The following is a 25978-nucleotide window of genomic DNA, read 5'->3' on the forward strand; positions in this document are numbered from 1 at the left end:
AAATCGGGTTCAGGTTCGTTCAGCGTGGCTTCAGGTTCCGGCTGGCAGGCTCCGCGTCGTGGATGAGGGGATCCACAGCAGGGGGAGAAGGTGGCGGCGCCGTTCGGGGGGACGGAGCTGCCACCTTCTGAACGTTCAGGAGCTCGCGGGCCAGCGCCTCGCCCCACCACCGCTCGACCCGCTCGGGTTCCCACCCGCGTTCGACGGTGAGCGTCGTGTAGACGTCGACGTTGCACAGCGCCGCGTAGATGTCGACCGCCTCCGCAGCGGTCAGGCCTTCGCGGAACGTGCCTGCGGGCCACGACGAGAACACCCTCTCGCGCGTCGCGTCCCCACGCCTGCGCCCGTCGAGGTAAGCGCTTGCGAGCTCGGGCTCGGTTCGTGCGGCCTCCCGCACCAGCGCGATCACGTCACCGGCCCGTTCGAAGAGCCGCCGGTCGTAGGCCGCCATGGCCGCGAGCTGTTCTGGCGGTTCCGCGTCCGTCAGCTCGGCCACCATCGTGAGGGCGTCGGCGTCCAGGTCGGCCGCCTCGGCGATGGCCCGCACCAGTCCCGCCTTGTCGCCGTAGGCCGCGTAGACGGTGGGTACCGACACCTGTGCCTCGTCCGCCACCGCGCGCACGGTCGTGGCGGTCCAGCCACGCGTCACGAACAGCGTGCGGGCGGCCCTGGCGATGTCGGCCCGCGTCTCCCGGGCCTGGGCCTCGCGGCGCAACGACGCGTATCGACGGTTCACCGCTTGCCTCTCGCTATATTGACTATATGGACGTTAAAGCCAATATAGCCTTCCCGCGGCTGGCGGGCGTGGCGGGCATCGCGTTCGCCCTCTTGATCGTGCTGGCCAACGTCGTGCTGGTGCCCGCAGGCCTGCCGGCGACCGGCGCCGGTGCCGCAGAGGTGGTCGCCTTCTTCAGCGGCCACGGGACCGCGCTGGCCGTTGCGTCGGCGCTGATGCCGACGGCGTGGGTGGCGGCCGTGGTGTTCGGTGCCGGGGTGCTGGTGCGGGAGCGGAACGGGTGGGCGGTGGCCGGTTTCGCGGGGCTGGTGCTGCAGAACGCCGCCTTCACCGGTGTGGCAGCCCTCCGGCTGGCCCTGCCCGAGGCCGATCCCGTCGTCGTGCCCGCGTTCTGGGCGCTGCACGACGCCCTGTTCACGCTCAACGGCGTGTTCCTGGCTCTCGCCCTGCTCGGGCTGACCGCAGGTACGACGCTGCTGGCCGGGTGGCAGACGTGGCTGGGTTACGGCGCGGCCGCGCTGCTGTTCCTCTCCGCCACGCTCACGCCGTGGGTCGTGGAGGGCGGACCGCTGACCCTCATCGGGCTTTCCGGCTGGCTGCTGTGGGTCGTGTGGCTGGTCGCGTACGGGGTCGCGCTGATCCGCGCCTAGCCGCGGCGTGCCCGTTTCCCTTGCCGCAGAGGGGAGTTACGAGACGTCCCGAGTCCACAGCGTCACGCCGTGCTCCCCGCGATGAGGACTCCCGCTGGACAACAACACCCGCTCGTGAGGCCAGTCCGGACTCACCACGTCCACCGACCACCCGTCAGCGCCGGAGTGCAAGCCACCGCCGGACATTCCGGCGACGGGCACGCGGTCCCCCGCGAGCACGCCGATCCCGGGACACGTCAGATCGTCGTCCGGCCAACCGAGATCGGCCTCCCGGTCTCGTGCCCGGTGCCGGGATCGACGCCGAACCCGACCCCGAGCAGCCCGCCGACCGCGGCCACGGGGCTGTCCGCCGGCCGCCATGGTACGGGCGCCGCCACCACCGGCGCCGCCAGGAACCGCGCCCGCAGGCCGAGCTGGTAGCCGGTCAGCCCGAGATCCTCCGCCATGGCGCGAGTATGCCCGCGCACGTCACAGTCCTGACGAAGCAGGCCGGCGGTGTGTGAGAGTTCAACCATGGACGCCACGCCCGCCGGCCCGACCGGCCGCCTCGACCGGTTCCGGCTCGTCCTCGTGCTCGGCTCGCTCGTCGCGCTCGGGCCGCTCACCATCGACATGTACCTGCCCGCGCTGCCCGCGATCGTCGCCGACCTGCACACCACCGAACCGCTGGTGCAGCTCACGCTGACCGGCAGCCTGCTCGGTCTGGGCCTCGGGCAGCTCGTGATCGGCCCGTACTCCGACGCCGTCGGCAGGCGGTTGCCGCTGGTGCTCGGCACGCTCGTGCACGTCGCCGCCTCGGTGCTGTGCGCGTTCGCGTCCGACGTGACGATGCTCGCGGTGCTGCGGGTGGTGCAGGGACTGGGCGCGGCGGCCACGGCGGTGGTCGCGATGGCCATGGTGCGCGACCTGTTCGAGGGGAGTGCGGCCGCCACGACGATCTCGCACCTGACGGCGGTCATGGGGGTGGCGCCGATTCTCGCGCCCTCGCTGGGCAGTGCGGTGCTGGCCGCGGGCTCGTGGCGTTGGGTGTTCGGTGTGCTGGCGGTGCTCGGGCTGGCTTTGGTGGTCGTCGCGGTGTTCGCGGTGCGGGAGACCTTGCCGCCGGAGCGCCGGAACTCGTTTCGGGCACGGCCGGTTCTGCGCGCGTTCGGGAACGTGGTGCGGGACGGGCAGTTCGTCGCGTTGACGTCGGTGGCGGGCCTGGCGTTCGGGACTGTGTTCGCGTACATCTCCGCGGCGCCGTTCATCATGCGCGAGCAGTACGGGCTGAACGACCGCCAGTTCGGGCTGGTCTTCGGGCTGGGTGCGTTCGCGCTGATCACCGCCACCCAGTTCAACCCGTTGCTGCTGCGCCGGTTCAGCCCGGCGTGCTGGTTGGCTTTCTCGTGCCGCTCGTCGTCGTGCTGGCCGGGGTGGCGCTCGTGATGCCGAACGCCGCCGCGCTCGCGTTGTCCCGGCACGGGCGCACGGCCGGGACTGCGGCGGCGGTGCTCGGCGCCGCGCGGTTCCTGCTCGGCTCCGCGGTCGCGCCGTTGGTCGGTGTGCTGGGCAACGGGGCCGGCGCCGTCGCGCTCGTCATGACCGGCAGCCTGGTGGCCACGCTGGTGTTCGTCGTGGCGAGTGGTGCGCGTCTCAGGCGCTTTGCCGCTTTCCGGTGAACCGCCCGGGTTCCAGGTCCGTGTGAACGGCAACTGGCGCACGGATCGCACGGGAGGACCGCTCGCATGTACATCGTCGGTGACGAGAAGGTCGTTCCGCTCGCTGAGACCGTCACCTCGGGTCAGGTGCAGATCGACCCGGAGGCGGGCGAGGAGCTCCGCAAGCAGTTGCAGGCCCAGATCGACCAGGTCGACTCGTGGATCGGGCGTGCGAACTCGAGCATCGCGCGTCCGACGGCGTTGGGCGCGAACCCGGTCGGGGACAAGATGCGTGACAAGTTCACCCATCGTGCCGAGGGTGAGCAGTACTCGTTCGTCAGTGTGATGACCGCGTACCGCACGGTTCTGGAGCAGACGAAGAACTCGATCGTGGAGGCGATCGGGAACTTCGAGGCGCTTGACCAGGAACAGCAGGCCGAACTGAAGAAGCACATGGGTAACAGCTGATCTCGTGGCCAGCTGATCCACCGAACCGAGAGGCGAGCCGGTCATGCCCCCCGAGACCGACCCCAGCGAGGTCGAGAACGTCCCGGTCCTCACGGACCCGCAGAACTGGGCGTCGCGATCGCACCAAGAGCTCTACGCCGCGGTGCACAACAACAACGACCCCGGTCAAGCCGGCCAGATCAGCTCCGACTGGGGCAAGTACGGCAGCGAGCTGACCGAGGCGTCCCGCACGATCAACTCGGTGATCACCTCCAGTGAGTCCAAGTGGACCGGAGGCGCCGCCGATGCCGCCCGCGCGGCGATGAAGAAGCTCGGCGACTGGGTCGACGAGACCGCCCGCACCGCGGTCGAGGTCGGCAACAAGGTCGCCGACCAGGGCCGCGTGATGGAGAGCGCCCGCGCCCAGATGCCGCAGCCGGTCCAGTTCGACTGGAACAAGGCCGCCGCCGCGCTCTCCCAGCCCGGCACGCCGGCGTTCGTGCTCGCCTCGGTGGACATCGCCATCGCGAACGTCGTTTCCCGTGCGGCGCACGAAGAAGCGGTCACCGTGATGACCGACATGGAGAACAACTCCCGCCAGATCGACGCGTCCACGCCCTCCTTCAAGCCCCCGTTCAACCCCAACACCGGCCAGGTCGAGGAACCGGTGATCGCGATCCCGCGGTCTGGTGGCGTGGCGCTCGACAGCGGCGTCGACGGCTTCACACGGCCGCAGTCCACTGTGGACGCACCCGCCGCGACGGGAGTGCAGGCGGGTGCGGGCGGAGGCGGCGGGGTGAACCAGCCGGCTGCGGCGGCCTACAACCCGGCCACCGGTCCTGGTGCGTCTACTGGCAGCGGCTACACCCCGCAGATGGGCGGGTACAACGGCAACACGAACACCGCCGCGGCGTACACGCCCACCGCGCCGGCCAGCAACCCTGGCAGCACTTACGCCGCGGGCAGCGGCGGCAGCAGCACCTACACACCCCAGACGGGCGGGTACGTCCCGCAGGCAGGCCCTGGCAAGGCGGGGTACAACCCGCAGAACCCCGGCTACACACCGCAGGGAGGGAAAGGCGGTCCCGCCCCGTACTCGCCCACGGCTCCCGGCTACACACCGCAGGGCGCCAAGGGTGGTCCCGCCCCGTACACGCCGACCGCTCCCGGTTACGCCGGGTCCGGCGGCGCGGGTGGCGGTGGCGCGGGTGGTGGTGGTGCGGGCATGAAGGGCGGACCCATGCCGTTCAGCCCGCAGATGGGTGCGGGCGGCGCAGGTGGTGGCGGCGGTGCGTTCGGTGGCGGCGCGGGCGGTGGCGGCGGCGCTGGTGGCGGCTCGATGCAGTCCGGTGGCGCGGCAGGCGTCCAGGCCCAGAGCCGTGGTGGCGTGCCGATGGGCATGGGACCCGGTGGCGCCTCGGCGGCGGCCGGCATGGGCGCGGGCGCCCCGATGGGTGGCGCACCCGCCGGCGGTGGCCGCGGCGAGGAGGACAAGGAACACCGCTCCGCCAGCTACATCATCGCGGGCGACCTCTTCGACCTGCCCGGTGAGAACCTGCCCCCGTCCGTGATCGGCGCCGCCAAGGCCAAGACCCGGACGCACTAGGCAGTCCGAAGAGGACAGAAGGAGGAAGGCCGAAAACCGCCAGCGCACTGCCGTGAGCGGCCACAGACTCAGGGCATGCGTGGGAAGTTGACGGTGCAGTTCGTGCTGCTGGCGTTGGCCTGGGGCGCGAGCTTCCTCTTCATCAAGGTCGGGCTCGAAGGGCTGTCGCCGGCGCAGGTGGTGCTCGGCCGGTTGGTGACGGGCGCGGCGGCGCTGGCGGTGATCGCGGCGGTGACGCGGCAGCCGTTGCCGCGGGAGCCGGTGGTGTGGGCGCACCTGACGGTGGTCGCGGTTCTGCTCTGCGTGGTGCCGTTCCTGCTGTTCGCGTGGGCCGAGCAGCACGTGGACTCCGGCCTCGCCAGCATCTACAACGCCACGACGCCGTTGATGACGGTGCTGGTCGCGCTGGTGGCTCTGCCGGGCGAACGGCTGACGCGCGCCGGGCTGGCGGGGCTCGTGGTGGGCTTCGCGGGGGTGCTGGTCGTGCTCGCGCCGTGGCGAGGAGCGGGAGGAACGGTCACGGCGCAGGCGGCGTGCCTGGGGGCGACCTTCTGCTACGGGCTGGCGTTCGTGCACCTGCGCAGGTTCGTGTCGCCACTGGGGTTGCCGGCGGTGGCGGTGACGACGGTCCAGGTGGGCGTCGGCGCGGCGCTGATGCTGGTGGCGGCACCGTTCGTCGCCGTCTCGCCGGTGCACCTGAGCTGGCCGGTCGTGCTCAGCGTGACGGTGCTCGGCGTCGTGGGCACGGGGCTCGCCTACGTGTGGAACACCAACGTCGTGGCCGGCTGGGGAGCCACCACCGCCTCGACCGTCACCTACCTGACGCCGGTGGTCGGGGTGGTGCTAGGCGTCGTGGTGCTCGGCGAGCAGGTGTCGTGGAACGAACCGGTGGGTGCGGCGGTCGTGCTGCTGGGCATGGCGCTGGTGCGGCCGCGGACCGCAGGACGGGAGCGGGAACCGGGCGGTGCCGGGCCAGGAACAGGGCGGCGCAGGATTCACGATGGCGCCGGAAGCCGTGTTGCTGATTGACGACCGGTGGTCGAACCACCGGCCACCTCGGTGGGCTCTTTCCGCTTCAGCGGCTTTTCGGCGTCGCGGTGAACGGAACAAAGCGGCTCACTGGGGCGTCACATCAAGGACGGTGGTTTGCGTGACCTGTACCTACGAGTTCCGGCCTGCCCAGCCGACGAAGAAGTCATCGCCGAACGTGCTCACGACTTTGTCCAGCCGTTGGGGTGTGCCGGTGGTGGAGGCGGTGGCGGCCGGAAATGTGCGGTTCAACCAGTTGCACCGCCACCTGGGCGCGATCAACCACAAGGTGCTCATCGAGACGTTGAGCCGGTTGCAGCGGGACGGATACCTGAAAGGACCGCTCACCGAACGCGCGGAGGGCTCTGTCGTCACCTACCGGCTCACCGATCTGGGGTGGCGGCTGCACGAGCTCGTCGCCGAGATCCGCGACTGGAGTGACCGCTACGACGAGCAGGTCGACCGGGCGCGGTCCGAGTTCGAACGCCTGTCCGTCCTGAGGTGAGGAGGTGGGGGCCACCCGGCCCCCACCCACTCAGGCCTTGACCGGGGTGAGCCACTGCTCGTGCGTGGTGACCGCTCCCCGCACCAGGTCGTGGTACCGCGTCTCCAGCTCCTGGGCCACCGGGCCCTGCTTGCCGGAGCCGATCGGGAAGCCGTCGATCTCGGTCGCGGGCAGCACCTCGGCGGCGGTGCCGAGCAGCATCACCTCGTCGGCCAGGTACAGCTCGGTGCGTTCGATCCGGCGGATCTGCACGGGAATGCCCGCCTCCGCGGCCAGGACCCTCATCGTGTCGCGGGTGACGCTGTCGAGCACGCCGCTGGCCAGGTCCGGGAAGCACAGGACGCCGTCGCGCACCATCGCGAGGCACGCGCCGGAGCTCTCGGTCACCTCGCCCCGGTCGTTGATGAACACCGGCCAGTCCGCGCCCCGCTGCCTGGCTTCCGCGTTGCCGAGCCTGCCGTTGTGGTAGTTGGAGAACACCTTCATCGTCGCGGGGGACGCGCTGTGGTTGGTGCGCGGCCACGAGCTGACCGCCAGCGTGCAGGTCCTGCCCTGGCCGAGCTTGCTGGTGAAGTCCCAGCTGTCGATCACGATCTCGGCCGGCGCGCCCGCCGCCACCATCTGCTCCCGGTGCAGTCCCGCGGCGAACCCCCACGGCCGCACGTACACGTCCTTGCCGGGCTCGCTCACCCTGGTCAGCAGCTCGGCGGCGGCCTCGACGAGCTCGTCCGGGTCGAACGCGGGGACGAGGCGGCTCAGCCGCAACGAGTCGTGCAGGCGCTTCATGTGCTCGCGGAACCGGAACCCCAGCAGCTGCCCGCGCGCCGGGCTCCAGTACGAGTGCACGCCCTCGAACGCGGCCGACACCGACGCGTGGCCGATGGCGTTGACGTGCACCGTCGCCTCGTGCCACGGGATGAACTCGCCGTTGCGCCACAGCACGCGGTCGGGGGATACGTCGGGCATGGTCATGATTACCTCCAGCAGTGGTCCGGGGGCCGAGATGCGGCGTCCGTAGAGCTGTGGGGTCAGCCCGAACACGCGGTGCGTGGCCAGGCGGACCAGCAACACCGGGTGCGCGCCCCGGCGGTGGAGCGCGAGCACGTCGCCGGCGAGCAGGTCGCGGCGTTCGCCCGCGCTGAGCGGGAGACCGGCCAGCACACCGGCCGGGTCGGCGTGCAGCGACGCGAGGAACGCGGGGTCGTGCGACACGCGGTGGCAGAGCCGGTCGATCTCGTGGACCGTCATCGCGCACCGCCCCAGGCCGCGAACGCGTGCCCCTCGCCGGGCCGGTGGTCTATCCGCGCCAGCGGCAGGTCGCGGCAGAGGGCGGCCGCGGTGATCCACGGCAGGATCTCGCCCGCGACCGTGCCCGCACCGGCGATCTGCTCGGGCGTCGCGCCGGACACCAGCCGGTCGAGGTCGCCGTCGCGGAGGTGCTCGGCGGCCCTGCCGGCCCAGCCCGCGTCGGGGACGCCGTAGAGCCGTTCGGGATCCATCCGCGGCCCGCCGACCTCCAGCGAGAAGCTGCCGCTCGCGATGACGGCGACCCTGCGCACCGGCAGGTCCGCGATCGCGTCCGCCAGCGCGCGGCCGAAGTCGTGGCACCGGCGCGCGGACGGCATCGGGCTGACCATGCCGTTGACGTAGACCGGCAGCACCGGCACTCGGTGCCGGTTGAGGAAGTGCGTCGGGACGATCACCGAGTGGTCGACGGTCCCGCCGCGCGACAGCACCGGGTCGAAGTTCTGCCGCAGCAGGCTCTCGTGCAGCAACGACCCCGCCTTGCCGGCCCCGGTGAACTCGGCGGGCGCGACGCCGGGCACCTCGTCGTTGGGGCCGATCACGGTGTCCGTCGCCATCACGGCGAACGTCGGCCAGGCGTCGAGGAAGTACGTGTTGATGTGGTCGCAGGTCAGCACGACCACCAGGTCGGCGTCGGCCTCGTCGAGCACCGAAGCGACCGCGGCGTACCGGGCCGCGATGTCGGCCCCCGCCTCGGTGTCCCCGGCGGCCAGCGACGGGAACACCGGCGTGTGCGGCACTCCAGCCGCCGCGACTACCTCCGCCATGCCGGCACCCGTTCCGCAAGGCAGTCACACGGCGACATGGCTGCCGCTCACCTCGTAGAGCTCGCGCAGCAGCCGCAACGTGCCGAGCCCCGCCGCAGCGTCGGCGAGCATCGGGCGGCGGTGCCGCACGGCCGCGCAGAAGTCCGCCACCTGCAACCGGTGCGACACGCCGTAGTAGCCGATCCCCGCAGGCGGCTCCTCGATGACCCGCCCCCGCAGCTCTTCGGCACGGGCCAGCAGGTCGGGCCCGCCCTCGACGAAGTGCAGCGTGCCGGGGTGGTCCAGGTCGAACACCACGGTGCCCGCCGTACCGATCAGCGTGATCCGGGTCCGCCACGGCACCGCGGTCGCCACCGTCACGGAGTAGGTCACCAACGTGCCGGACGTGCCCCTGAGCACCGCCGCCAGCGTGTCCTCGGTCTCCATGACCTCGCGCAACGCCGTCGTACCCGTCGCGGCACCGACCACGGACAGCCCGCCGCACAGCCAGTCGACGACGTCCAGCGCGTGGTAACCCTGGTTGACCAGCGCGGAACCGCCCTCGCCGCGCCACGTGCCCCGCCAGTAGCTGTCCCGGTAGTAGTCCTCGGTCCTGCCGCACTGCAGCGTCACCGAGCCCGAGACGAGGTCCCCGAGCAGTCCGGCGGCCAGCCACTCGCGCACGGCCAGGACCACGGGGTCGTAGCGGTGCTGCGAGACCGTCGACAGCACGCGATCGGACCGCTCGGCGAGCGCGACCAGGTCGGCGCCCTCCGCCACGGTCATCGCGAGCGGCTTCTCGACCAGCACGTGCTTGCCGGCGCGCAGGGCGGCGGAGGCGATCTCGGCGTGCTGGGCGTGGTCCACCACGACCGACACGCTGGTCACCTCCGGGTCGGCGAGCACCTCGGCGAGGTCGGTGGTCACCCGGATGCCCGTGCCCGCGGCCAGCGCCCGGGCGGCGGCCAGGTCGCGGTCGCAGGCCCAGGTCACCGAGGTGTCCGGCACCGCCGTGAACGCGTCCAGGTGGTTGGGGGCCACCCGTCCGCAGCCGATCACGGCGTGGTTGAGGTGTGAGCTCATGGTTCTGCCTTTTCTCGATCGGGGTTTCCGGCTGGTTTCGGGCGACAGCCCCGACTTCGCATTGTTGACGGTAATTCGCGCGAAATGAATAACGTACTTGAAAGTACGTGCTCACCGGTGCCGCGTACTTCGAAGTACGTACTTGTAGGGCCTGCCGGAATGGCCAACGATCGAGAAAGACAGAACGCGACTATTGAGGAGCGATACGATGATCGTGCCGGTCGCAACGAATACCGTCGAATCCGGAACCGGACCGCGACGTGATTCCGCGAACGCACGTGACGTGGCGGTTTTCGCGGACCGGGCGCGGGCCAGGGTGCTGCGGCTCGCGGCCACCAAGGCGTTGCACGTGGGCCCCGCGCTGTCCGTGATCGACGTGCTCTCCGTGCTGCACCTCGACGTGCTGCGCTCCCGCGCCGACGACCTCGGCTGGCCGATGCGCGACCGCTTGCTGCTGAGCAAGGGCCACGCCGCCTACGGCCTGTACGCGGTCCTCGCCGAGGCCGGCGTCCTGGACGACGACCTGGCTGACCTGCCCGGCCACCCGAGCGACAGCACCCCCGGCGTGGAGGCCGCGACCGGCGCGCTGGGCCACGGGCTCCCGCTCGGCGCCGGCATGGCGCTGGGCCTGCGGCTGAGCGGCCTGCCGGGCCGGGTGGCCGTCGTGACCGGGGACGGCGAGCTCGACGAGGGCACCAACTGGGAGGCCGCGCAGTTCGCCGCGCACCACCGCCTCGGCAACCTGCTCGTCGTCGTCGACCGCAACTCGTTGCAGCAGGAAGGCCGGACCGAGGACGTCCTCGCGCTCGAACCGCTCGCCGACAAGTGGCGCGCCTTCGGCTGGGCCGTCGCGCACGCCGACGGCCACGACCACCACGCGCTCCGCGTCGCGGCCGAGGACCTGTTCGAGCGGAACGGGCCCGGCGTGCTCATCGCGGAGACCACCAAGGGCAAGGGAGTGTCCTTCATGGAGGGTGTCGCCTCCTGGCACATGGGCAGGCTCACCGAGCACGAACTGGGTCAGGCGCTCGCGGAACTCGAGGCCGGCCGATGACCGCGCCCACGACCATGCGCGCCTCGTGCGCCGGCCGGATCGCCGAGGTGGTCAGGGAGACCCCGGACGTGCTGACCGTCGGCGCCGACGGGCACGCGCTGTTCAGCCAGGTCATCGCCTGGGACCCCAGCCGCTACGTCGAGGTCGGCATCGCCGAGTCCAACCTGGTCGGGGTCGCGGCGGGCCTCGCCCGCGCGGGCTGGCGGCCGGTGGTCGGCGCGATGGCGCCGTTCCTCGTCCGCCGCGCCTACGAGCAGCTGCGCCTCGACGTCTCGCTGCCCGGCCTGCCGGTGGTGCTGCTCGGCGTCGGTGGCGGGCTGAGCTACGGCTCGCTGGGACCGACCCACCACGCCGTCGACGACCTCGCGCTGATGGCCGCGCTGCCGTCGATGGACCTCTACTGCCCCGCCGACGCCGTGGACGCGGCGGAGGTCCTGCGCCGGATCCTGCCTCCGACGCGCCCCGCGTACGTCCGGCTCACCGCCCGGCAGGACCCGGCGGTGTTCGCGACCCGGCCGGTCGGCGACCCGCGCGAGGTGCGCCTGGTGCGGGAACCGGCGGACGCCAGGGCGCTCGTGCTGGCGACCGGCCGGTGCGTCGCGGAGGCGATCGCGGCCGCGGAGGAACTGTCCTTGCACGGAACGGAGGCAGCGGTCGGGGTCGTCACCTGCCTGCGCCCGTTCCCCGCCGAGCAGGTCAGGGAACTGGCCACCCGCTGGCCGGTCGTGGTGACGGCGGCCGAGGCGCTGCCCCAGGGCGGGCTCGGCGAACGGACGGCCGAGGCGGTCCGCGGCCTCCCGGTCCGGATCGTCCGGCTCGCCGTGGACGACCGCTACCCGCCGGTGGCCGACCACGAGGAACTGCTGGCGTTCTACCGCCTCGACCGGACGGCGATCGCCTCCGGCGTCCTGCACGCGCTCTCCGGACGGAGTGTCCAATGAGGATTCTGGCTAGTGCCCAAGCCTGTGGGTTCGGGCCGGTGTCGAAGCTCGTCGCGGTGTCCACCGCGCTCGGACCGGGCACCGTGGACTTCGTCGGCCAAGGTGTCGCACTCGACTTCGCCCGGCGCAACGCCGACCGGTTCGGCCGGGTGTTGTTCTGCGACACCGCGAAACCCGAGCTGGTCCGCCCGCACCTGGCCGAGACCGACGTCGTGATCAGCGTGATGGACGCCGACCTCGTCTTCTGGGCGGTCCGCGAGGGCCGTCCGGTGCTGCTGTTCGACAGCCTGCTCGGTTTCTGGGACAACACCCGCGGCATGCCCGGCCTGGCGCGCGCCGCCGAGGTCGTGCGGACCGGTGACCTGGCCTCGGCGCAGGCCGCGTACGAGGAACTCGGCCCGCACGAACGGATCCTGCTCGCCCACCTGCTGGCCACCCGGTCGTTCGTGCAGAACTTCCCCGGGGTGCCGGCCAGGGTCGCCGAGCTCGCGGCGGTGGGCGCGGACCACGTCGACCTGTGCGGCCCGATCGTGGACGTCGACGCGCTGCACCAGGCGTTGAGCGCCGGACCGCCGGACGATCCCGCCGACCTGCTGGTGAACCTGGGCGGCTTCAAGAACTTCTACCTCGACTACGACTCGCACAACGCCTACCTCGACCTGATGCGGCGCTGGGTGCTGGACCTCGCGGCCGAGGCGGACCTGGAGCACATCGTCGTCTGCTGCGGTGGCTTCGCGAAGGCCGAGACCGTGGTGGTGAACCAGACCCGTGTCGACTTCACCTTCCTGCCGCACGACGAGTTCCTGCGCCACCTGGCGTTCACGCCGTCCTACGCGGTGCCGCCGAGCCTGACCTCGTTGCACGAGGCCGTGCTCACCCGCCGCATGCCGTTGCTGCTGCCCGAACAGCACTACGGGCACGTGGTCAACCGGCGGATGCTCGGGGACATCGCGGTCGGCAGGCACGCCGCCGCGTTCACGGACGTCGGCCCGCGGTTCGAGGTCGCCGAGGACGACTTCGAGGGCACCCGCCAGCTCGACGAGCTCACCCGCGAGGTGATGCGGGACGACCAGGGCTACCAGGAGGTTCGCGCGCTGCTCGACGCACGGCTGGCCGCTTACCGCGCCACCACACCGGAACAGCGCGACGCGGCCGTCGACGAACTGGGCGGCTTGCTGGACGGCATCCCGCTCGAGGTCGCGCTCGGCAAGCTGGACCTGGCCGCGCTCGGGGGTGCGCCGCGATGACCACCAGCCACCAGGAAGTGGACGTGCTGGACCCGCTGGCGGTCGACGCCGTCGTGCGGGAAGTGCTGCGCCTGCACGAGGAACGCACCGGAACGGACGCGGGCGCCGTCGACTTCACCACCTGGATCCCCGCAGGAGCCCGGAAGTCCCGGCGCAGGTTGTTCGTGCGCGTCGACGTCGACGGTGCGCCGGTCGGCGTCGCGAAGGTGCCGCTGGCCGCGCACGACCCGAAAGTCGCGTTCGAGTACCAGGTGCTGCAGGGACTCGGGCCGGAGATCCCGTTCGACCACCCGCTGCCGCTCGGCCGGCTGCCGCACGGGTTCGTCATGACCCACCTGCCCGGCGTCGACCTGCCGTCGGCCCCTGGACTCACCGACGGGCCCGACGAGTGCTGGCGGGTCCTGCGACCGGTGGTGGAGAGCATCGCCGCGCTGCACCTCGCGCCAGCCGACCCCGCGGCCGTCGCGATGACGCCGGAGCAGGCCGCCGCGCAGTACGTCCGCAGGCCGTTCACCGGGGTCCAGCACGCCGACGACGCACTGCGGGGCGCGCTGCTGGCCCGCACGCACGGCGACCTCGGACCGTGGAACGTGCGGTACGAGCCGGAGACCGGCCGCGTCCGCATCCTCGACTTCGAGGACTACCGCCCGCTCGGCGTGGCCGGGATCGACCTGGTCAACATGCTCGTCACCTGCGCGCTGCCGGTGTTCCCCGACTACGGCGCCCGCGGCTTCGACTGGCTCTACGAGCAGGTCTTCGAGAGCGACCACTGGTTCCGCGACGTCGTGGCGACCGGGCTGCGGCACTACGCGCGGCTGACCGATCAGAGCGCCGCCGGCGTGGCCGACCTGACCCCGTTGATGTGCCAGTGGCTGATCGAGCGGATCACCGCCGAGGGCCGCGACACGAGCCACATGTTCTACCGCACGTTCGCCGACCGCTACCTCGGTCACCGACCGGCCTGGGTGAGGAGTCTCGATGTCTGACCTGACCGAGCACGTCGACGTCGTCGTGGTCGGCGGCGGCCCCGCCGGCCTCTTCGCCGGGCTGACCGCCGCCCGCGCCGGACTCGACGTGCGGGTGCTGGAGGCGGGCGGCGACATGAGCGCGAGCCTGTGCCCGCGGGTGGTGGCCCGGCTGCGCGGCCAGAAGGTGCGCGACGTCGAGAAGTTCCGCCTCCAGTGCCCGCGTTGTGACTGCCTCACCGGACTCGGTGGCGCGGCCTTCCACTTCGACACCAACCTCGGCTACATCTCGTCGCTCACGCGGTCGAAGATCGAGCGGGCCGAGGACGGCAGGACGCGGTCCTACAGCGGTCTCGAACGCGCACTCGGCGACTTCGACCGGGCTCAGGGCCTCGTCGCGGAGGTCTACGAGACGTTCTTCGCGCTCGGCCTGCCGCAGGTGGAGGTCCACGAGAACACGCTGGCCTCGGGCGGTCAGGCGTTCGAGCACGTCGACACGGCGCCCTCGCAGAGCGTCACGGTCGACGTCGCGCTCGTCATGATCGACGCGTTGCGCGCAGAGCTCGAAGCGGACCGCGGCCGGATCCTGTTGCACCACAACGTGGACGGGGTCGTGCCGCTTCCCGGCGGCGGCTTCGCGGTGTCGGCGCAGACACCGGACGGGCCCGTCAGCCTCACCGCGGACTCCGTGGTGGTGGCGGTCGGCAAGCTCGGCCTGCCGTGGGTGCGCGACCTGGTCGACACGGCCGGGGTGCGGCATCGCGGTGCCGGACGGGTCGACGTCGGTGTGCGCCTGGAGACCGCGGCCGAGGACATGGCGCCGTTGATCGACGGCTGCCACAACCCGAAGCTGTCGTTCCTCAACGACCGCGGCGAGTCCGTCCGCACGTTCTGCGTGTGCGAGGGCGGCCGGGTCATGCAGTACTCGTTCCTCGGCGCGGTCGTCCTCGACGGCCAGCACTGCATCAACCAGCCCACCCAGCGCTCGAACATGGGCGTGCTCACCACCATGAACGTGCCGGAGGGCGAGGACGGGACCGAGTTCGCGCGCGGCTTCGCGGCGACGGTCGCCGAGCACGGCGGCGGCAAGCCCGTGGTGTGCACCGTGGACGAGCTGCGCGGTGGCCCCGAGCACGAGGGCAAGCTGGCCACCAGCCTGATCGACTACCGGCACGCGTCGCTGCGCGAGTGCCTGCCGGCGTCGGTGGTCTCCGACGTGCTGGAGATGGTCGACCGGCTCAACTCCTCGAACCCCGGCCTCGTGCCCGGCCACGCGACCGTGGCGGCGCCGGTGGTGGAGCGGCTGTTCCCGGACCTGGAGCTGTCGCCGGACATGGAGTCCTCGGTGCCGGGCCTGTTCTTCGTCGGCGACTCCTCGTCGAAGATCATCGGGATCACCTACGGCGCGGCCACCGGCATCGCGGCCGCCAGGGCCATCGCCCGCGACCGCGAGGCCGTCAGCGGGGGCGTGCGATGACCCTGTCGCTGCCCCGGTCGCGCTCGCCCGAACCCGTCCCCGCCGAGTTCTCCGTTCCCCTGCCGGAAGGCACGGCCGAGCCGGACACCGCCGTGCTGGCGGCGGCGATCGCGCTGGTGCTCGACCGCTACGGCGTGTCCTGGCCGGTCCTCGGCCCGGACGGCGCCGCCCGCCGAGCCGACCTCTCCGGAACCCTGGCGGACCTCACGTCGTCTCCAGAACCTCTGGCGCACAACGATCTGGCCGTGGCCGTGCTGGACGCGGACGCGACGGAATCGTCTGCGGTGTGGTCACTCGGCGTCCACCGCGGTGCGCTGCGGGGCCGGTACGACAGGTCCACAATGGATGAGTTCACCGCGGTGCGGATGGCCGAGCACGTGGCCGCCGTGCTCACCGCGCCGGGCGACACCCCGGTGGCGTCGTTCGACCTGCTGCTCGCCGGGGAACGCGCGAACCTGCGGTCCTGGAACCCCGCCGCACCGGTGACCTACCCGGCCACCACGCTGCACCGGCTGTTCCGCGAGCAGGCCGCGCGCACCCCGGAACGTCCCGCGCTGCGCCTCGCCGGCCGCGAGCTGACCTACGGGGAGCTCGACGCCGCGTCGGACCGCCTGGCGCGCCGGCTCCAGCCGTTCGTCGAAGCGGCGGGGGACCCGGTCGTGCTCTCCGGCGACCGGAGCCTGGAGCTGTTCACCGCGATCCTGGCGATCTTCAAGGCAGGCGGGTGCTTCGTGCACCTGGACCCGTCGCTGCCCCAGCGCCGTGCCGAGGCGATCCTGCGGCAGACCAGCGCGGTCGCGGTGCTGCGCACGGCCTCCGCGCACCCGGCGACCGACCTGCCCGGCGCACTGGCCGTCGAGCGGTTGCTGGACGAGAGCGCGGACGGCCTGGTGCCGGACATCGCCCACGACGAGAGCACCGCCTACCTCTTCTTCACCTCCGGCAGCACCGGTGAACCGAAGGGAGTGCTGCGCCCGCACCGCATGCACACCGCGCGGATCTTCCTCGAGCAGGGCATGTACTCGCTCGGGCCGGACGACCGGGTGCTGCTCAAGTCCGCCATCAGCTTCCGCGAGTCGTGGTGGCCGCTGTCGACCGGCGCGACCGCGGTCGTCGCCGAACCCGGCAGGGACCGCGACGACCGGTACCTCGCCGAGCTGATCGACACCGAGGGCGTCACCACCGTCAGCTTCGTCCCGTCGATGCTGCGGTTGCTGTTGCGGCAGAAGGCCTTCCGCGAGGCCTCCGCGCTGCGGCACGTCTTCGTCGGCGGGGAGGCGCTGCAGGCCGACCTGGAGGCCGAGCTCCGCGCGTGCGGGTTCGAGGTGCACAACACCTACACGCTGACCGAGGCGGACTACGTCTGCCACCGGCAGGGCCCGGCCACCTCGGCCACCGAGGCGGGCACGAACGTCGGCCGCGCGCTGGACATGCACGTGTACCTCGCCGACGGCGCGGGCAGGCTCGTTCCTCCCGGCGCGGTCGGTGAGATCCACACCGGCGGGCCGGGACTCTCCGACGGCTACCTCGGCCGTCCCGACCTCACCGCGGAACGCTTCGCGGCCAACACCTTCGACCCGGCAGGCCCGTCCCGGCTGTTCCGCACCGGCGACCTCGCCCGGCACCGCGCCGACGGCACGCTGGAGTACCTCGGCCGCGGCGACGCGCAGGTGAAGGTCAGGGGCCAGCGCGTCGAACCCACCGAGGTCGAGCTGGTGCTGCGCGAGCACCCCGCCGTGGCGTCCGCCGCGGTCGTGGGGATCGCGGACCCCGACCAGGGTGCCGTGCTCGCCGCGTACGTCGTCGCCGAGGGTGCCGAACCGCCGGTGCGCGAGCTGCGCGAGTTCGTCGGGGAACGGCTGCCGGACTTCATGGTGCCGTCCTACTTCGCCCTGGTGCCCGCGCTTCCGCTGCTGGACAGCGGAAAGGTCGACCGCAAGCAGCTGGAGGTCCGGCCGCGCACCCAGCCCGACGGGTCGGGCACCGCGCCGGAGAACGAGGACCAGGAACGCGTCGCGCGGGTCGTGGCACGGGTGCTCGGCCTCGACTCGGTGGGCGTGGACGACCACTTCTTCGCTCTCGGCGGCGACTCGCTGCGGCTGATGCTGCTGCGCGGCGCGCTGGAGGCGTTGGGCGGCCAGGAGATCGACCTCGCCGCCGTGCTGGAGGCGGGCACCGTGCGCGGGCTCACCGGACTGCTCGCCGGCGACCGCCGCTCCGACCGGCCGGCCCCGCGCGACGGAAGCAGGGCGGGACTGCGGCGCACCGTCCTGCGCTCCCGCCGTCAACCCTCGAAGGAGGCCCGGTGACCACCGACGACCTCGCCATCGCCGTGGTGGGCATGGCCGTCCGGCTGCCCGGCGCCGCCACCCTCGACGAGTACTGGGACCTGCTGCTCGGCGGCCGGATCACGGCCACCCGCAGCGGTGAGATCGACGGCGACTTCGTGCCCTCGTACGGCACGGTCGCGGGCAGCGGGCACTTCGACCCCGACCGGTTCGGCATCTCCGAGGCCGAGGCGGTGCTGATCGACCCGCAGCAACGGCTGCTGCTCGACGTCGCCGACGAGGCGCTGGCCGACGCGAACGCCGACCCCTCGGCGGCACCGGTCAGCATCTACGCCGGCGTCGGCCGCAACGACTACCTGGACTGGGTCTCCACGGCGCTCGCCGGCCGTCCGGGCGTGGACGACATGGCGCTGGAGGTCGCCAACGGCGGTGACTACGCGGCCACCCGCGTCGCGTACCGCCTCGGCCTCACCGGTACCGCCCTGACCGTGCAGTCGGCGTGCTCGACCGGCCTGGTCGCCGTGCACCTGGCCTGCCAGGACCTGCTCGGCGCCGGGTCCGACGTCGCCGTCGCGGCCACGTCGGCGGTGCGGGTGCCCGGTCCGCGCGGCTACACCGCGGCGGCGGGCGGCATCGGGTCGCCAGACGGCTGCTGCCGGCCGTTCGACCGGCACGCCAACGGCACCCTGCCCGGCGACGGCGCGGGCGCGGTGGTGCTCAAGCGGCTCGCCGACGCCATCGCGGACGGCGACCGGATCTGGGGCGTCATCCGTGGTTCGGCGACGAACAACGACGGCTCGGTCAAGTCCGGGTTCGCCGGGGTGAACTCCCAGGCGCAGCGCGACGTCGTGCTCGCCGCCCTGGACGTGGCGGGCGTCGAACCGCACGAGATCTCCTACGTCGAGGCCCACGGCAGCGGCACGCGGGTCGGTGACGCGGCCGAGTGGTCGGCGCTGGCCGAGGTCTTCGAGGGAACGGGTCAGCCGGTCGCGGTCGGTGCCGTCAAGGCGAACCTCGGACACCTGCGCGAGGCGGCCGGGATTGCCGGCATCGTCAAGACCCTGCTCTCCCTGCACCACGGGAAGATCGTGCCCACCCCGAGCTTCACCGGACTCCCGGAGGACCTCGCCCGCCGTTCCGGCACGCTGGCGCCGGTCGCCGACGTGCTCGACTGGACGGCCGGAGTGCGCAGGGCCGGCGTGAGCGCGTTCGGGCTCGGCGGCACGAACTGCCACGTGGTGCTCGAAACCGCGCCACCGCGACCGGCGGGGGAGGCGCGGACCGACGGGCTGTTGTTGCTGTCCAGCCACTCCGCCCGCACGCTCGACGAGGACACGGAAGCGTTGCGCGACCAGGTCGTGGCGGCTCCCGAGCGGGTCGGCGACCTGGCGTTCACCACGCAGACCAGCGGACGGAAGCTGCGCGAGCGGCGGTACGTCGTGGTCTCGGCGGACGAGGACCCGGCAGAGGCGTTCGCGGCCGGACGGCTGCGGGGCCAGACCGCCACCGCGCCGCGCAGCGAACCGGGCATCGGCTTCGTGCTGCCCGGGATCGGCAGCCACTACCAGGGCATGGGCGCCGGCCTGGCCGCCCGCAACCCGATCTTCGCCGGGCACCTCGACGGCGTCCTCGACCACGCCGACGAGCTGACCGGAGGACGCGTCAGCCCCCGGTTCGCGCCGGACGGTCGAGCTCAGGGCAAGGGCGGCGACCGGGTCGACCTCGCGGCCATGTTGCGGCGCAAGGACAAGCCCGCGCGGTCCGCCGTCGACCTGCCCGAGCTGCACCTGTCGTTGTTCTGCTTCGAGTACGCGCTGGCCCGCACGTTGGTGGACCACGGGCTGCGGCCGTCCGTCCTCATCGGACACAGCCTCGGCGAGTGGGTCTGCTCCGTGCTCGCGGACGTCATCGACGTCGAGACGGCCATGGTCGCGGTGCACCGCCGTGCCGGGCTGGTGAAGCTCGCCGGCGAAGGCCACATGCTCGCCGTGCTCGCCTCGGCAGAGGAGGTGGCGGGCTACGCCGGTGACGACGCGTGGCTCGCGGCGGACAACGGCCCGAAGCACTGCGTGTTCTCCGGACGGCCCGGCGGGATCGCCCGGCTCTCCGAACGCCTTCGGGCGGACGGGTTCTCGGTGCTGCCCGTGGACGCGATGCACCCGTTCCACACCCCGCAGCTCGAAGACGCGGCCCGGTTGCTCGGCGACGACCTCACGTCGGTGGAGATGCGGGCGCCGAAGATCCCGCTGGCCTCCAGCGTGCTCGGCCGCTGGCTCGGGCCGGACGACCTCGGCCCCGCGTACTGGCGGCGGCACATGGTCGACACCGTGCACTTCCGCGACGCGGCGAAGCTCGCGCTGACGAAGGCGCAGGTGCTGGTCGAGGTCGGGCCCGGCACGGCCAGGCCGTGGGTGCTGCAGGCGGACCCGAGCGCGGTCGTCGTGCGCACGGTTCGCCAGTCGTACGAACAGGTTTCCGACACGGACGCGTTGCTGGCCGGTCTCGGGCAGCTGTGGGCGAACGGCGTGCGGGTCGACTTCGGTCCGTTGCACGCGAAGGACGCCATGCGCGTCCAGCTGCCGCGACCGTCCTCGCACCGCAGGCGTTTCCTGCCCGACCAACCACCTCCACAACGGAAGTCGTTCTCTCCCAGCACCGAAGCACCGGCGGAACCCCGCCAGGTCGTGGCGGTGGAGGAAACCGGGGTGGACGAGCTGGAACGGCACCTGCGCGCGCAGTGGCGGGCGTTGCTGGGCCTGCGCGAGGTGCACCCGGACGACCACTTCTTCCACCTCGGCGGCGACTCGCTGATGGGGGTCCACCTCATCGCCGGGCTGCGCGAGGTGACCGGCGTGCAGGTGCCGTCGGAGCAGGTGTTCGCCTTCGCCCGGTTCGGCGCGATGGTCACGCACCTGCGCGGCTGGCTGGCAGGCGAACCGCGGATCAGCGAGAAGGGAACGGATTGTCATGGCTGAACCTGACCGAACCGCGGCCGCGCCCCGGTCCGTGGGCGTGGTCGGCGCGGGAGTGATCGGCACCAGCGTCGCGCACGCCGTGGCGGCCGCCGGGCTCCGCGTGGTTCTCGTCGACTCCGACCAGGCGGCGCTGGACACCGCCAGGGCGGGCGTGCGCCGTCACCAGCGGCTGGGACGGCTCAAGGGCGGCCCGCAGATCGCTCTCGACCTGCGGTTCACCGGAGACCTCCGCGAACTGTCCGATGTGGACTTCGTGGTCGAGAACATCACCGAGTCCGAGCAGGCCAAGTCCGCGCTGTACGAGGAGCTCGACCGGGTGCTGCGGCCGGACGTGCCCATCGCGGCCAACACGTCCGCGATCCCGATCGCGCTGCTCGCCGCCCCGCTGGCGGACCCGAGCCGGGTGGTCGGCGCGCACTTCATGAACCCGGTCGCGCTGATCGACACCGTCGAGGTCGTGCGCTCGCCGAAGACCTCCGACGCGGCACTGGGCGCGCTCACCGCGCTGCTGACCAGGATGGGCAAGCAGTGGATCACCGTGAACGACGCCGCCGGCTTCGTCATCAACCGGGTCCTGATGGTGGTCGCGAACCTCGCCGCGGCCCTTGTGGCCGAAGGCGTCGCCACGCCCGCCCAGGTTGACGGCCTGTTCCGCGGCTGCCTCGGGCACCGCACCGGTCCACTGAGGACGGCCGACCTGATCGGCCTGGACACCGTGGTGCGCACGCTCGACGTGCTGCACGACCACTACGGCACCGCCGAGTACGTCGCGCATCCCGCGCTGCGCCAGCGGATCGCCCAAGGCGACCTCGGGCAGAAGAGCGGGTCCGGGTTCTTCACCTACGACAGGAGCTGACATGACCACGAGCATCAGCGATGTCCGCTCCCGCATCCGGGAGCACGTCTGCGCGCTGGTCGGGATGGCCGACGTGCCCGACGACTGCGGCCTGATCTCCGAGCACGTGCTCGACTCGGTCGCCGCGATCGGGATGGTCGACTTCGTCGAGCGGACCTTCGGCATCGAGATCGAGGACGAGGACCTCAGCATGACCAACCTCGACACCATCGACGGCCTGGTCGCGCTGGTGGAACGCAAGCTGGGCACGCCATGACGGTCCTCGACTGGGCCCCGGACGAGAAGTTCGCCGCCGCCGCGGACCGGTGGGAGGCCGCGCACGCGGTCGACCACGAGGGCGTGCGCGAGCTGGCCGGCCGGGGACTGCTGGGCCTGACCGTGCCGCAGCGGTACGGCGGGCGCGGCACGCCACTGGTGGAGGTCGTCGACCTGCACCGGGCCGTGGCCGCGCATTCCCCGAGCCTGCAGAGCCTTCTGGTCGTGCACGGGATGGTCTGCCACGCCGTGACCCGCTGGGGCCGCCAGGAACTGCGCGAGCGGGTGCTGCCGAAGCTCGCTTTCGGCGAGCACGTGGCGGCGTTCGCGCTGACCGAGCAGGAGTCCGGCAACGACGTCCAGTCGTTGCGCACCACCCTGCGGCAGGACGGCGACCAGGTGCTCGTCACCGGCCGCAAGCGGTGGATCAGCTTCGGGCAGATCGCCGACGTCCACCTGGTCTTCGGCCGGGGCGACGGCGGCGGAGCCTGCGCGCTGGTGCCGGCCGGTGCCGGCGCGGTGATCAGGGCCGAGCAGCCGACCACCGGCCTGGGCGCCTCGCTGCTGGCCGACATCGAGTACGCGGACACCCCGACCGAGGCGGCGCTGACCATCGCCAGGCCGGGGTTCGGGATCCCGCACGTGGCCACGTCCTGCCTGACGCTGGGCAGGCTCCTCATCGCGGCGGCTGCCGCGGGGGTCGCGCAGCGGGCCGTCGACCTGGCCGCCGAGCACGTCGCCCAGCGCGTCGTCGGCGACGGCCCGCTCGGCGACCGGCAACTGGTGCGGGCGCTGCTCGCGGACGTCTCGACCGCCGCGGAGTCGGCCTGGCTGACCGTCCAGGACGCGGCCAGGCGGGTCGACGACGGCGATCCCGACGCGGCGGTGCTCGCCTGCCGGGCGAAGCTCCTGGCCTCGCGGGCGGCCGCGTCCGCGACGCAGGCGGCGGCCCGGTTGTTCGGCGCGGCCGGCCTCGTCGAGGACCACCCGGTGGTCCGGCTCTGCCGCGCTGCCGACACCTACCAGGTCATCGAAGGACCGACAGAGGTCCTGCAGGACCTCGTCGGCGGTGCCGTGGTGCGCCGCGCACGGGTCGCCCTGCGGTCGAGCGGGAGAGGAACCGAGGATGCCTGACGCGATCAAGTGCGTGGTGTGGGATCTCGACGAGACCCTGTGGCAGGGCACGGTTCTCGAGGGCGACCGGGTGGTCGTGCCCGAGCGCAACCGCGACCTGGTCCGGCGGTTCGACGCGCACGGGGTGCTCCAGTCCGTCGCCAGCCGCAACGACGCCGACGTGGTCCTGCCCGAGCTCGCCGCGACCGGCCTGCAGGAGTACTTCCTCTACCCGATGGTCGGCTGGTCCGCGAAGTCCGCTTCCGTGCGGGCCATCGCCGCCGAGCTGAACATCGCCACGGACAGCCTGCTCTTCGTCGACGACTCGGAGTTCGAACGGGCCGAGGTCGCCGCCGAACTGCCGGAGGTGCGTTGCGTCGCACCGGAAGAGCTGCACGAGCTGGTCGCCCGCGGCGAGCTGCTGGCCACGGCCCCGACCGCCGACGCCATCCAGCGCCGGCCCCGGTACCAGGCCGAGCAACGGCGGCGCGAGCACGAGAAGGACTTCGCCGGACCGGCGGAGGAGTTCCTGCGCTCCCTGGACATGCGGCTCACCGTCGCCGACGCCACCACCGCCGACCTCGCCCGCGCGGCCGAGCTGACGCAACGCACGCACCAGCTCAACACCACCGGGATCACCTTCGACGAGCAGGCGCTCGCCGAGCTGATCGAGGACCCCGGGCACCGCGTGCTCGTCGCGCGCCTGACCGACCGGTTCGGCGAGTACGGCACCATCGGCCTGGTCGTCGTCCAGACGTCCGAAGTGGACTGGACGCTGCGGCTGCTGCTGATGTCCTGCCGCGTGATGGGCCGCAACATCGGCACGGCGGTGGTCGGCGCGGTCACCGCGCTGGCCAGGGAGGCGGGCGCCGGGCTGCTGGCCCACTTCCGCCCCACCGACCGCAACCGCCAGATGCGCCTCACCTACCGGCTGCTCGGCTTCGAGGTCGCCGAGAAGTCCGGCGACCTGGTCGTGTTCCGGCTGCCCGGCACCACCGACGTGCCGATCCCCGGCTACGTCGCCCTCACCGTCCCCGCGACCACCCCCTGAGTTCCCTTCCAACACGGAGGCACAGCAATGAAGGCGTTCACCGAGACCTGGGTCGACAAGTTCTCCACCGTCTACGCGGACTCGCCGCTGGTCGAGCTGTCCTGGTTCACCGCCAGCCCCGGCATCGAGCTGATCAAGCTCGTCATCGACGGCACCATCCGCCGCGGTGACCGCGTGATCGACCTCGGCAGCGGACCCGGCGTCGACGCGGTCTTCCTCGCCGCGCAGGGCATGAACGTGACCGGCGTCGACCTGTCCGAGTCCGCCGTGGAGAACGCGCGGACGTGGGCGAAGCTCGCCGGCGTGAGCGCGGAGTTCGTCCAGGGCGACGTGCTCGACGTGCCGCTGCCCGCGCACGAGGCCGACGTGGTCACCGACTCGTTCGTGTTCCACAACATGCGGGACGAGGCCCGGCCGGTCTACGCGGAGCAGGTGCACCGCCTGCTCAAGCCGGGCGGCCTGTTCGTGCTGAACTCGTTCTCCAACCACATGGTCGAGGGCACCGGGCCGCGCCGCGTCACCAGCGCCGAGATCCTGTCCACCTTCGACTCCAGCCGGTTCGAGTGCGTCGACCTGCGCCTGTACCGCAACCTCCCGACCGCCGCGAAACCCGACCAGATCCACTGGATCGGGCAGTTCCGGGCGCTGTGAAGCAGCGGCGGTTCGCGGGACGACGCGTCGTCGTCACCGGCGGCGGCAGGGGGATCGGCCGTGAGGTCGCCCTGTCCTTCGGCGCCGAAGGTGCCGACGTCGTCCTGCTCGCGCGCACCACGGCGCAGATCGAGTCCGTCCGCGCCGAGCTCGCCGAGCACGGCGGTCGCTACCTCGCGATCACCTGCGACGTCTCGGATCCCGACCAGGTCGCGGCGGCGGGCAGGCAGGTCCACGACGAGTTCGGCGCGGTGGACGTGCTCGTCAACGCCGCCGGGGTGTTCTCGATGGGCCCGACCGTGGAGTTCGGCGTCGAGGAGGCCCGGGAGTTGTTGAGCACCAACGTTCTCGGCGTCTACCAGTGCTGCCGGGTGTTCGGGCGCCCGATGCTCGAACGCCGCGCGGGCAAGGTGGTGAACTTCGGCTCCCTGCTGTCGTTCACCGCCTTCCCCGAACGGGCCGCCTACGCGGCGAGCAAGGCCGGCGTGCTGGCGCTGACCAAGTCGCTCGGCGTCGAGTGGGCCGCGGCGGGCGTGAACGTCAACGCCGTCGCACCGGGCATGGTCAAGATCGAGACACCGCACCCCGGCGCACTCGCCGAGGACGCCATCACCGGTCGGATTCCCGCCCGGCGCAGGGGAAAACCCGCCGACATCACCGGCGCGGTGCTGTTCCTCTCGTCGTCGGAGGCGGACTACGTGAACGGCCAGACCCTGGTCGTCGATGGAGGCTGGCTCAGCTATGGATACCTCTAGTCGAAGTCTCGCGCTGGGCGTGTTCTGCGGCATCGCCAACGGGCCGTCCGCCGCGTACGCGGAGACCGCGGCCGCGCTCGGCGTGGAGCTCGCCACCCGAGGGCACAGCCTGGTCTACGGCGCGGGCGGCATCGGCCTGATGGGCGCGGTGGCGAACGGCGTGGCCTCGGCGGGCGGCGCGATCACCGGGGTCATCCCGCGTTTCCTGCGGGAGCGGGAGACCGGCGACCACCTCCCTCCCCAGGAGATCGTGCTGACCGAGGACCTGTTGGAGCGCAAGAGGGTGATGATCGAGCGCTCCGACGCGTTCATCGCGCTGCCGGGCGGCTACGGCACGCTCGACGAGGTCGTCGAGGTCATCTCGATGGCCGCGCTGGGCGCCGACGTGGGCCCGGTCGTGCTGGTCGACGTGAACGACGACTGGCGCACGTTCCGCGTGCTCGTCGACGACCTGCACGCACGGGGATTCACCCGCCGCAACGACCTCTACCACGTGGTCGGGTCCGTCTCCGAAGCGCTGGACCTGGTGCAGCGGGAGCTGGCCCCGGCCGAGCTCACCAGCACCGCGAGTTGATCGTCCGGCCGGCCCGCTGACGGGCCCGGCCA

The 25978-nt window shown here is 72.2% G+C and carries 26 protein-coding genes; 21 read left to right on the plus strand and 5 right to left on the minus strand.

All coding sequences use genetic code 11. The features are described from left to right. Positions 1-19: 19 nt before the first annotated feature. Positions 20-736 (minus strand): TetR/AcrR family transcriptional regulator, encoded by a 717-nt coding sequence (locus ACQEU1_RS38930; RefSeq protein ID WP_433213715.1) that lies wholly within the window; start codon positions 734-736, stop codon positions 20-22. Between the two features lie 26 nt (positions 737-762). On the opposite strand from ACQEU1_RS38930, the gene ACQEU1_RS38935 reads away from it, so the two are divergent. Continuing rightward, entirely contained in the window at positions 763-1386 is a 624-nt protein-coding gene (locus ACQEU1_RS38935) for a hypothetical protein (protein ID WP_433213718.1), read from the plus strand. Positions 1387-1622: 236 nt separating this feature from the next. Here the strand turns inward: ACQEU1_RS38935 and ACQEU1_RS38940 are convergent, their stop codons facing one another. Continuing rightward, positions 1623-1832 (minus strand): hypothetical protein, encoded by a 210-nt coding sequence (locus tag ACQEU1_RS38940; RefSeq protein ID WP_433213721.1) that lies wholly within the window; start codon positions 1830-1832, stop codon positions 1623-1625. A 67-nt stretch (positions 1833-1899) separates the two neighbouring features. On the opposite strand from ACQEU1_RS38940, the gene ACQEU1_RS38945 reads away from it, so the two are divergent. The 6 genes from ACQEU1_RS38945 (at position 1900) to ACQEU1_RS38970 (ending at position 6610) form a co-directional block, all read left to right on the plus strand. Beyond that, positions 1900-2811 (plus strand): Bcr/CflA family efflux MFS transporter, encoded by a 912-nt coding sequence (locus ACQEU1_RS38945; RefSeq protein ID WP_433213724.1) that lies wholly within the window; start codon positions 1900-1902, stop codon positions 2809-2811. Beyond that, the gene (locus ACQEU1_RS38950; protein ID WP_433213727.1) at positions 2772-3044 is read left to right on the plus strand and encodes a hypothetical protein; all 273 of its coding nucleotides are present in this window, start codon (positions 2772-2774) and stop codon (positions 3042-3044) included. Before ACQEU1_RS38945 ends, ACQEU1_RS38950 begins: the two co-directional genes overlap by 40 nt. Before the next feature lie 66 nt (positions 3045-3110). Then, on the plus strand, positions 3111-3491 hold the full coding sequence (locus tag ACQEU1_RS38955) for a hypothetical protein (RefSeq protein WP_433194987.1): 381 nt from the start codon (positions 3111-3113) through the stop codon (positions 3489-3491). 43 nt (positions 3492-3534) lie between these two features. Continuing rightward, positions 3535-5076: a PPE domain-containing protein gene (locus tag ACQEU1_RS38960; RefSeq protein WP_433213730.1), complete on the plus strand. Its 1542-nt coding sequence runs from the start codon at positions 3535-3537 to the stop codon at positions 5074-5076. 75 nt (positions 5077-5151) lie between these two features. Then, positions 5152-6105, plus strand: a complete 954-nt coding sequence (locus ACQEU1_RS38965; protein WP_433213733.1) for a DMT family transporter — start codon at positions 5152-5154, stop codon at positions 6103-6105. A 121-nt stretch (positions 6106-6226) separates the two neighbouring features. Next, positions 6227-6610, plus strand: a complete 384-nt coding sequence (locus tag ACQEU1_RS38970; RefSeq protein ID WP_433213736.1) for a winged helix-turn-helix transcriptional regulator — start codon at positions 6227-6229, stop codon at positions 6608-6610. Positions 6611-6640: 30 nt separating this feature from the next. On the opposite strand, the gene ACQEU1_RS38975 is transcribed toward ACQEU1_RS38970, so the two are convergent. From ACQEU1_RS38975 to ACQEU1_RS38985, 3 genes are read right to left on the minus strand one after another with little or no spacing between them, the layout of a single operon-like run. Continuing rightward, positions 6641-7858: an aminotransferase class IV gene (locus tag ACQEU1_RS38975; protein WP_433213739.1), complete on the minus strand. Its 1218-nt coding sequence runs from the start codon at positions 7856-7858 to the stop codon at positions 6641-6643. Next, the gene (locus tag ACQEU1_RS38980) at positions 7855-8682 is read right to left on the minus strand and encodes a hypothetical protein (protein ID WP_433213742.1); all 828 of its coding nucleotides are present in this window, start codon (positions 8680-8682) and stop codon (positions 7855-7857) included. Before ACQEU1_RS38980 ends, ACQEU1_RS38975 begins: the two co-directional genes overlap by 4 nt. A 24-nt stretch (positions 8683-8706) precedes the next feature. After that, on the minus strand, positions 8707-9744 hold the full coding sequence (locus ACQEU1_RS38985; RefSeq protein WP_433213745.1) for a Gfo/Idh/MocA family protein: 1038 nt from the start codon (positions 9742-9744) through the stop codon (positions 8707-8709). A 283-nt stretch (positions 9745-10027) separates the two neighbouring features. Here ACQEU1_RS38985 and ACQEU1_RS38990 point away from each other — a divergent pair, with 283 nt between their 5' ends. Genes ACQEU1_RS38990 through ACQEU1_RS39055 form a run of 14 tightly spaced genes read left to right on the plus strand, consistent with a single transcriptional unit; the run spans position 10028 to position 25946 of the window. Further along, positions 10028-10798, plus strand: a complete 771-nt coding sequence (locus ACQEU1_RS38990) for a transketolase (RefSeq protein ID WP_433213748.1) — start codon at positions 10028-10030, stop codon at positions 10796-10798. Next, a complete protein-coding gene (locus ACQEU1_RS38995) occupies positions 10795-11739 on the plus strand; it encodes a transketolase C-terminal domain-containing protein (RefSeq protein ID WP_433213751.1) in 945 nt (314 codons plus the stop codon). The genes ACQEU1_RS38990 and ACQEU1_RS38995 overlap by 4 nt, the downstream gene beginning before the upstream one ends. Beyond that, positions 11736-12986 (plus strand): hypothetical protein, encoded by a 1251-nt coding sequence (locus ACQEU1_RS39000; RefSeq protein ID WP_433213754.1) that lies wholly within the window; start codon positions 11736-11738, stop codon positions 12984-12986. Before ACQEU1_RS38995 ends, ACQEU1_RS39000 begins: the two co-directional genes overlap by 4 nt. Then, on the plus strand, positions 12983-13972 hold the full coding sequence (locus ACQEU1_RS39005; RefSeq protein WP_433213757.1) for a phosphotransferase family protein: 990 nt from the start codon (positions 12983-12985) through the stop codon (positions 13970-13972). The genes ACQEU1_RS39000 and ACQEU1_RS39005 overlap by 4 nt, the downstream gene beginning before the upstream one ends. After that, positions 13965-15428: an FAD-dependent oxidoreductase gene (locus ACQEU1_RS39010; protein WP_433213759.1), complete on the plus strand. Its 1464-nt coding sequence runs from the start codon at positions 13965-13967 to the stop codon at positions 15426-15428. Before ACQEU1_RS39005 ends, ACQEU1_RS39010 begins: the two co-directional genes overlap by 8 nt. Continuing rightward, positions 15425-17737, plus strand: a complete 2313-nt coding sequence (locus ACQEU1_RS39015) for a non-ribosomal peptide synthetase (RefSeq protein ID WP_433213762.1) — start codon at positions 15425-15427, stop codon at positions 17735-17737. The genes ACQEU1_RS39010 and ACQEU1_RS39015 overlap by 4 nt, the downstream gene beginning before the upstream one ends. Continuing rightward, positions 17734-20691 (plus strand): type I polyketide synthase, encoded by a 2958-nt coding sequence (locus ACQEU1_RS39020; RefSeq protein WP_433213765.1) that lies wholly within the window; start codon positions 17734-17736, stop codon positions 20689-20691. The genes ACQEU1_RS39015 and ACQEU1_RS39020 overlap by 4 nt, the downstream gene beginning before the upstream one ends. Continuing rightward, positions 20684-21547: a 3-hydroxyacyl-CoA dehydrogenase family protein gene (locus ACQEU1_RS39025; protein ID WP_433213768.1), complete on the plus strand. Its 864-nt coding sequence runs from the start codon at positions 20684-20686 to the stop codon at positions 21545-21547. The genes ACQEU1_RS39020 and ACQEU1_RS39025 overlap by 8 nt, the downstream gene beginning before the upstream one ends. 1 nt (position 21548) lies before the next feature. After that, the gene (locus tag ACQEU1_RS39030; protein ID WP_433213771.1) at positions 21549-21803 is read left to right on the plus strand and encodes an acyl carrier protein; all 255 of its coding nucleotides are present in this window, start codon (positions 21549-21551) and stop codon (positions 21801-21803) included. Then, entirely contained in the window at positions 21800-22936 is a 1137-nt protein-coding gene (locus tag ACQEU1_RS39035; RefSeq protein WP_433213774.1) for an acyl-CoA dehydrogenase family protein, read from the plus strand. Before ACQEU1_RS39030 ends, ACQEU1_RS39035 begins: the two co-directional genes overlap by 4 nt. Beyond that, entirely contained in the window at positions 22929-23966 is a 1038-nt protein-coding gene (locus ACQEU1_RS39040) for an HAD-IIIC family phosphatase (RefSeq protein ID WP_433213777.1), read from the plus strand. The genes ACQEU1_RS39035 and ACQEU1_RS39040 overlap by 8 nt, the downstream gene beginning before the upstream one ends. Positions 23967-23993: 27 nt before the next feature. After that, positions 23994-24617, plus strand: a complete 624-nt coding sequence (locus ACQEU1_RS39045; RefSeq protein WP_433213780.1) for a class I SAM-dependent methyltransferase — start codon at positions 23994-23996, stop codon at positions 24615-24617. Further along, on the plus strand, positions 24614-25372 hold the full coding sequence (locus ACQEU1_RS39050) for an SDR family NAD(P)-dependent oxidoreductase (RefSeq protein WP_433213783.1): 759 nt from the start codon (positions 24614-24616) through the stop codon (positions 25370-25372). Before ACQEU1_RS39045 ends, ACQEU1_RS39050 begins: the two co-directional genes overlap by 4 nt. Next, positions 25359-25946, plus strand: coding sequence for a TIGR00730 family Rossman fold protein (locus tag ACQEU1_RS39055; protein ID WP_433213786.1), 588 nt, complete (start codon positions 25359-25361; stop codon positions 25944-25946). Before ACQEU1_RS39050 ends, ACQEU1_RS39055 begins: the two co-directional genes overlap by 14 nt. Positions 25947-25978 lie beyond the last annotated feature (32 nt).

Origin of the sequence: Lentzea sp. CA-135723 (assembly GCF_050936595.1) — a bacterium.
In the GTDB taxonomy this organism is placed as follows: Bacteria; Actinomycetota; Actinomycetes; order Mycobacteriales; family Pseudonocardiaceae; genus Lentzea.

What these genes read in the sequence shown, in the direction of transcription:
- ACQEU1_RS38940 (WP_433213721.1), bottom strand. Translation starts at nt 1,832, where the DNA reads ATGGCGGAGGATCTCGGGCTGACCGGCTACCAGCTCGGCCTGCGGGCG.
- ACQEU1_RS39010 (WP_433213759.1), top strand. Translation starts at nt 13,965, where the DNA reads ATGTCTGACCTGACCGAGCACGTCGACGTCGTCGTGGTCGGCGGCGGC.
- ACQEU1_RS38955 (WP_433194987.1), top strand. Translation starts at nt 3,111, where the DNA reads ATGTACATCGTCGGTGACGAGAAGGTCGTTCCGCTCGCTGAGACCGTC.
- ACQEU1_RS39040 (WP_433213777.1), top strand. Translation starts at nt 22,929, where the DNA reads ATGCCTGACGCGATCAAGTGCGTGGTGTGGGATCTCGACGAGACCCTG.
- ACQEU1_RS39045 (WP_433213780.1), top strand. Translation starts at nt 23,994, where the DNA reads ATGAAGGCGTTCACCGAGACCTGGGTCGACAAGTTCTCCACCGTCTAC.
- ACQEU1_RS39035 (WP_433213774.1), top strand. Translation starts at nt 21,800, where the DNA reads ATGACGGTCCTCGACTGGGCCCCGGACGAGAAGTTCGCCGCCGCCGCG.
- ACQEU1_RS38985 (WP_433213745.1), bottom strand. Translation starts at nt 9,744, where the DNA reads ATGAGCTCACACCTCAACCACGCCGTGATCGGCTGCGGACGGGTGGCC.
- ACQEU1_RS39015 (WP_433213762.1), top strand. Translation starts at nt 15,425, where the DNA reads ATGACCCTGTCGCTGCCCCGGTCGCGCTCGCCCGAACCCGTCCCCGCC.
- ACQEU1_RS39005 (WP_433213757.1), top strand. Translation starts at nt 12,983, where the DNA reads ATGACCACCAGCCACCAGGAAGTGGACGTGCTGGACCCGCTGGCGGTC.
- ACQEU1_RS38965 (WP_433213733.1), top strand. Translation starts at nt 5,152, where the DNA reads ATGCGTGGGAAGTTGACGGTGCAGTTCGTGCTGCTGGCGTTGGCCTGG.
- ACQEU1_RS39055 (WP_433213786.1), top strand. Translation starts at nt 25,359, where the DNA reads ATGGATACCTCTAGTCGAAGTCTCGCGCTGGGCGTGTTCTGCGGCATC.
- ACQEU1_RS39000 (WP_433213754.1), top strand. Translation starts at nt 11,736, where the DNA reads ATGAGGATTCTGGCTAGTGCCCAAGCCTGTGGGTTCGGGCCGGTGTCG.
- ACQEU1_RS38960 (WP_433213730.1), top strand. Translation starts at nt 3,535, where the DNA reads ATGCCCCCCGAGACCGACCCCAGCGAGGTCGAGAACGTCCCGGTCCTC.
- ACQEU1_RS38945 (WP_433213724.1), top strand. Translation starts at nt 1,900, where the DNA reads ATGGACGCCACGCCCGCCGGCCCGACCGGCCGCCTCGACCGGTTCCGG.
- ACQEU1_RS39030 (WP_433213771.1), top strand. Translation starts at nt 21,549, where the DNA reads ATGACCACGAGCATCAGCGATGTCCGCTCCCGCATCCGGGAGCACGTC.
- ACQEU1_RS38935 (WP_433213718.1), top strand. Translation starts at nt 763, where the DNA reads ATGGACGTTAAAGCCAATATAGCCTTCCCGCGGCTGGCGGGCGTGGCG.
- ACQEU1_RS38980 (WP_433213742.1), bottom strand. Translation starts at nt 8,682, where the DNA reads ATGGCGGAGGTAGTCGCGGCGGCTGGAGTGCCGCACACGCCGGTGTTC.
- ACQEU1_RS38995 (WP_433213751.1), top strand. Translation starts at nt 10,795, where the DNA reads ATGACCGCGCCCACGACCATGCGCGCCTCGTGCGCCGGCCGGATCGCC.
- ACQEU1_RS39025 (WP_433213768.1), top strand. Translation starts at nt 20,684, where the DNA reads ATGGCTGAACCTGACCGAACCGCGGCCGCGCCCCGGTCCGTGGGCGTG.
- ACQEU1_RS38975 (WP_433213739.1), bottom strand. Translation starts at nt 7,858, where the DNA reads ATGACGGTCCACGAGATCGACCGGCTCTGCCACCGCGTGTCGCACGAC.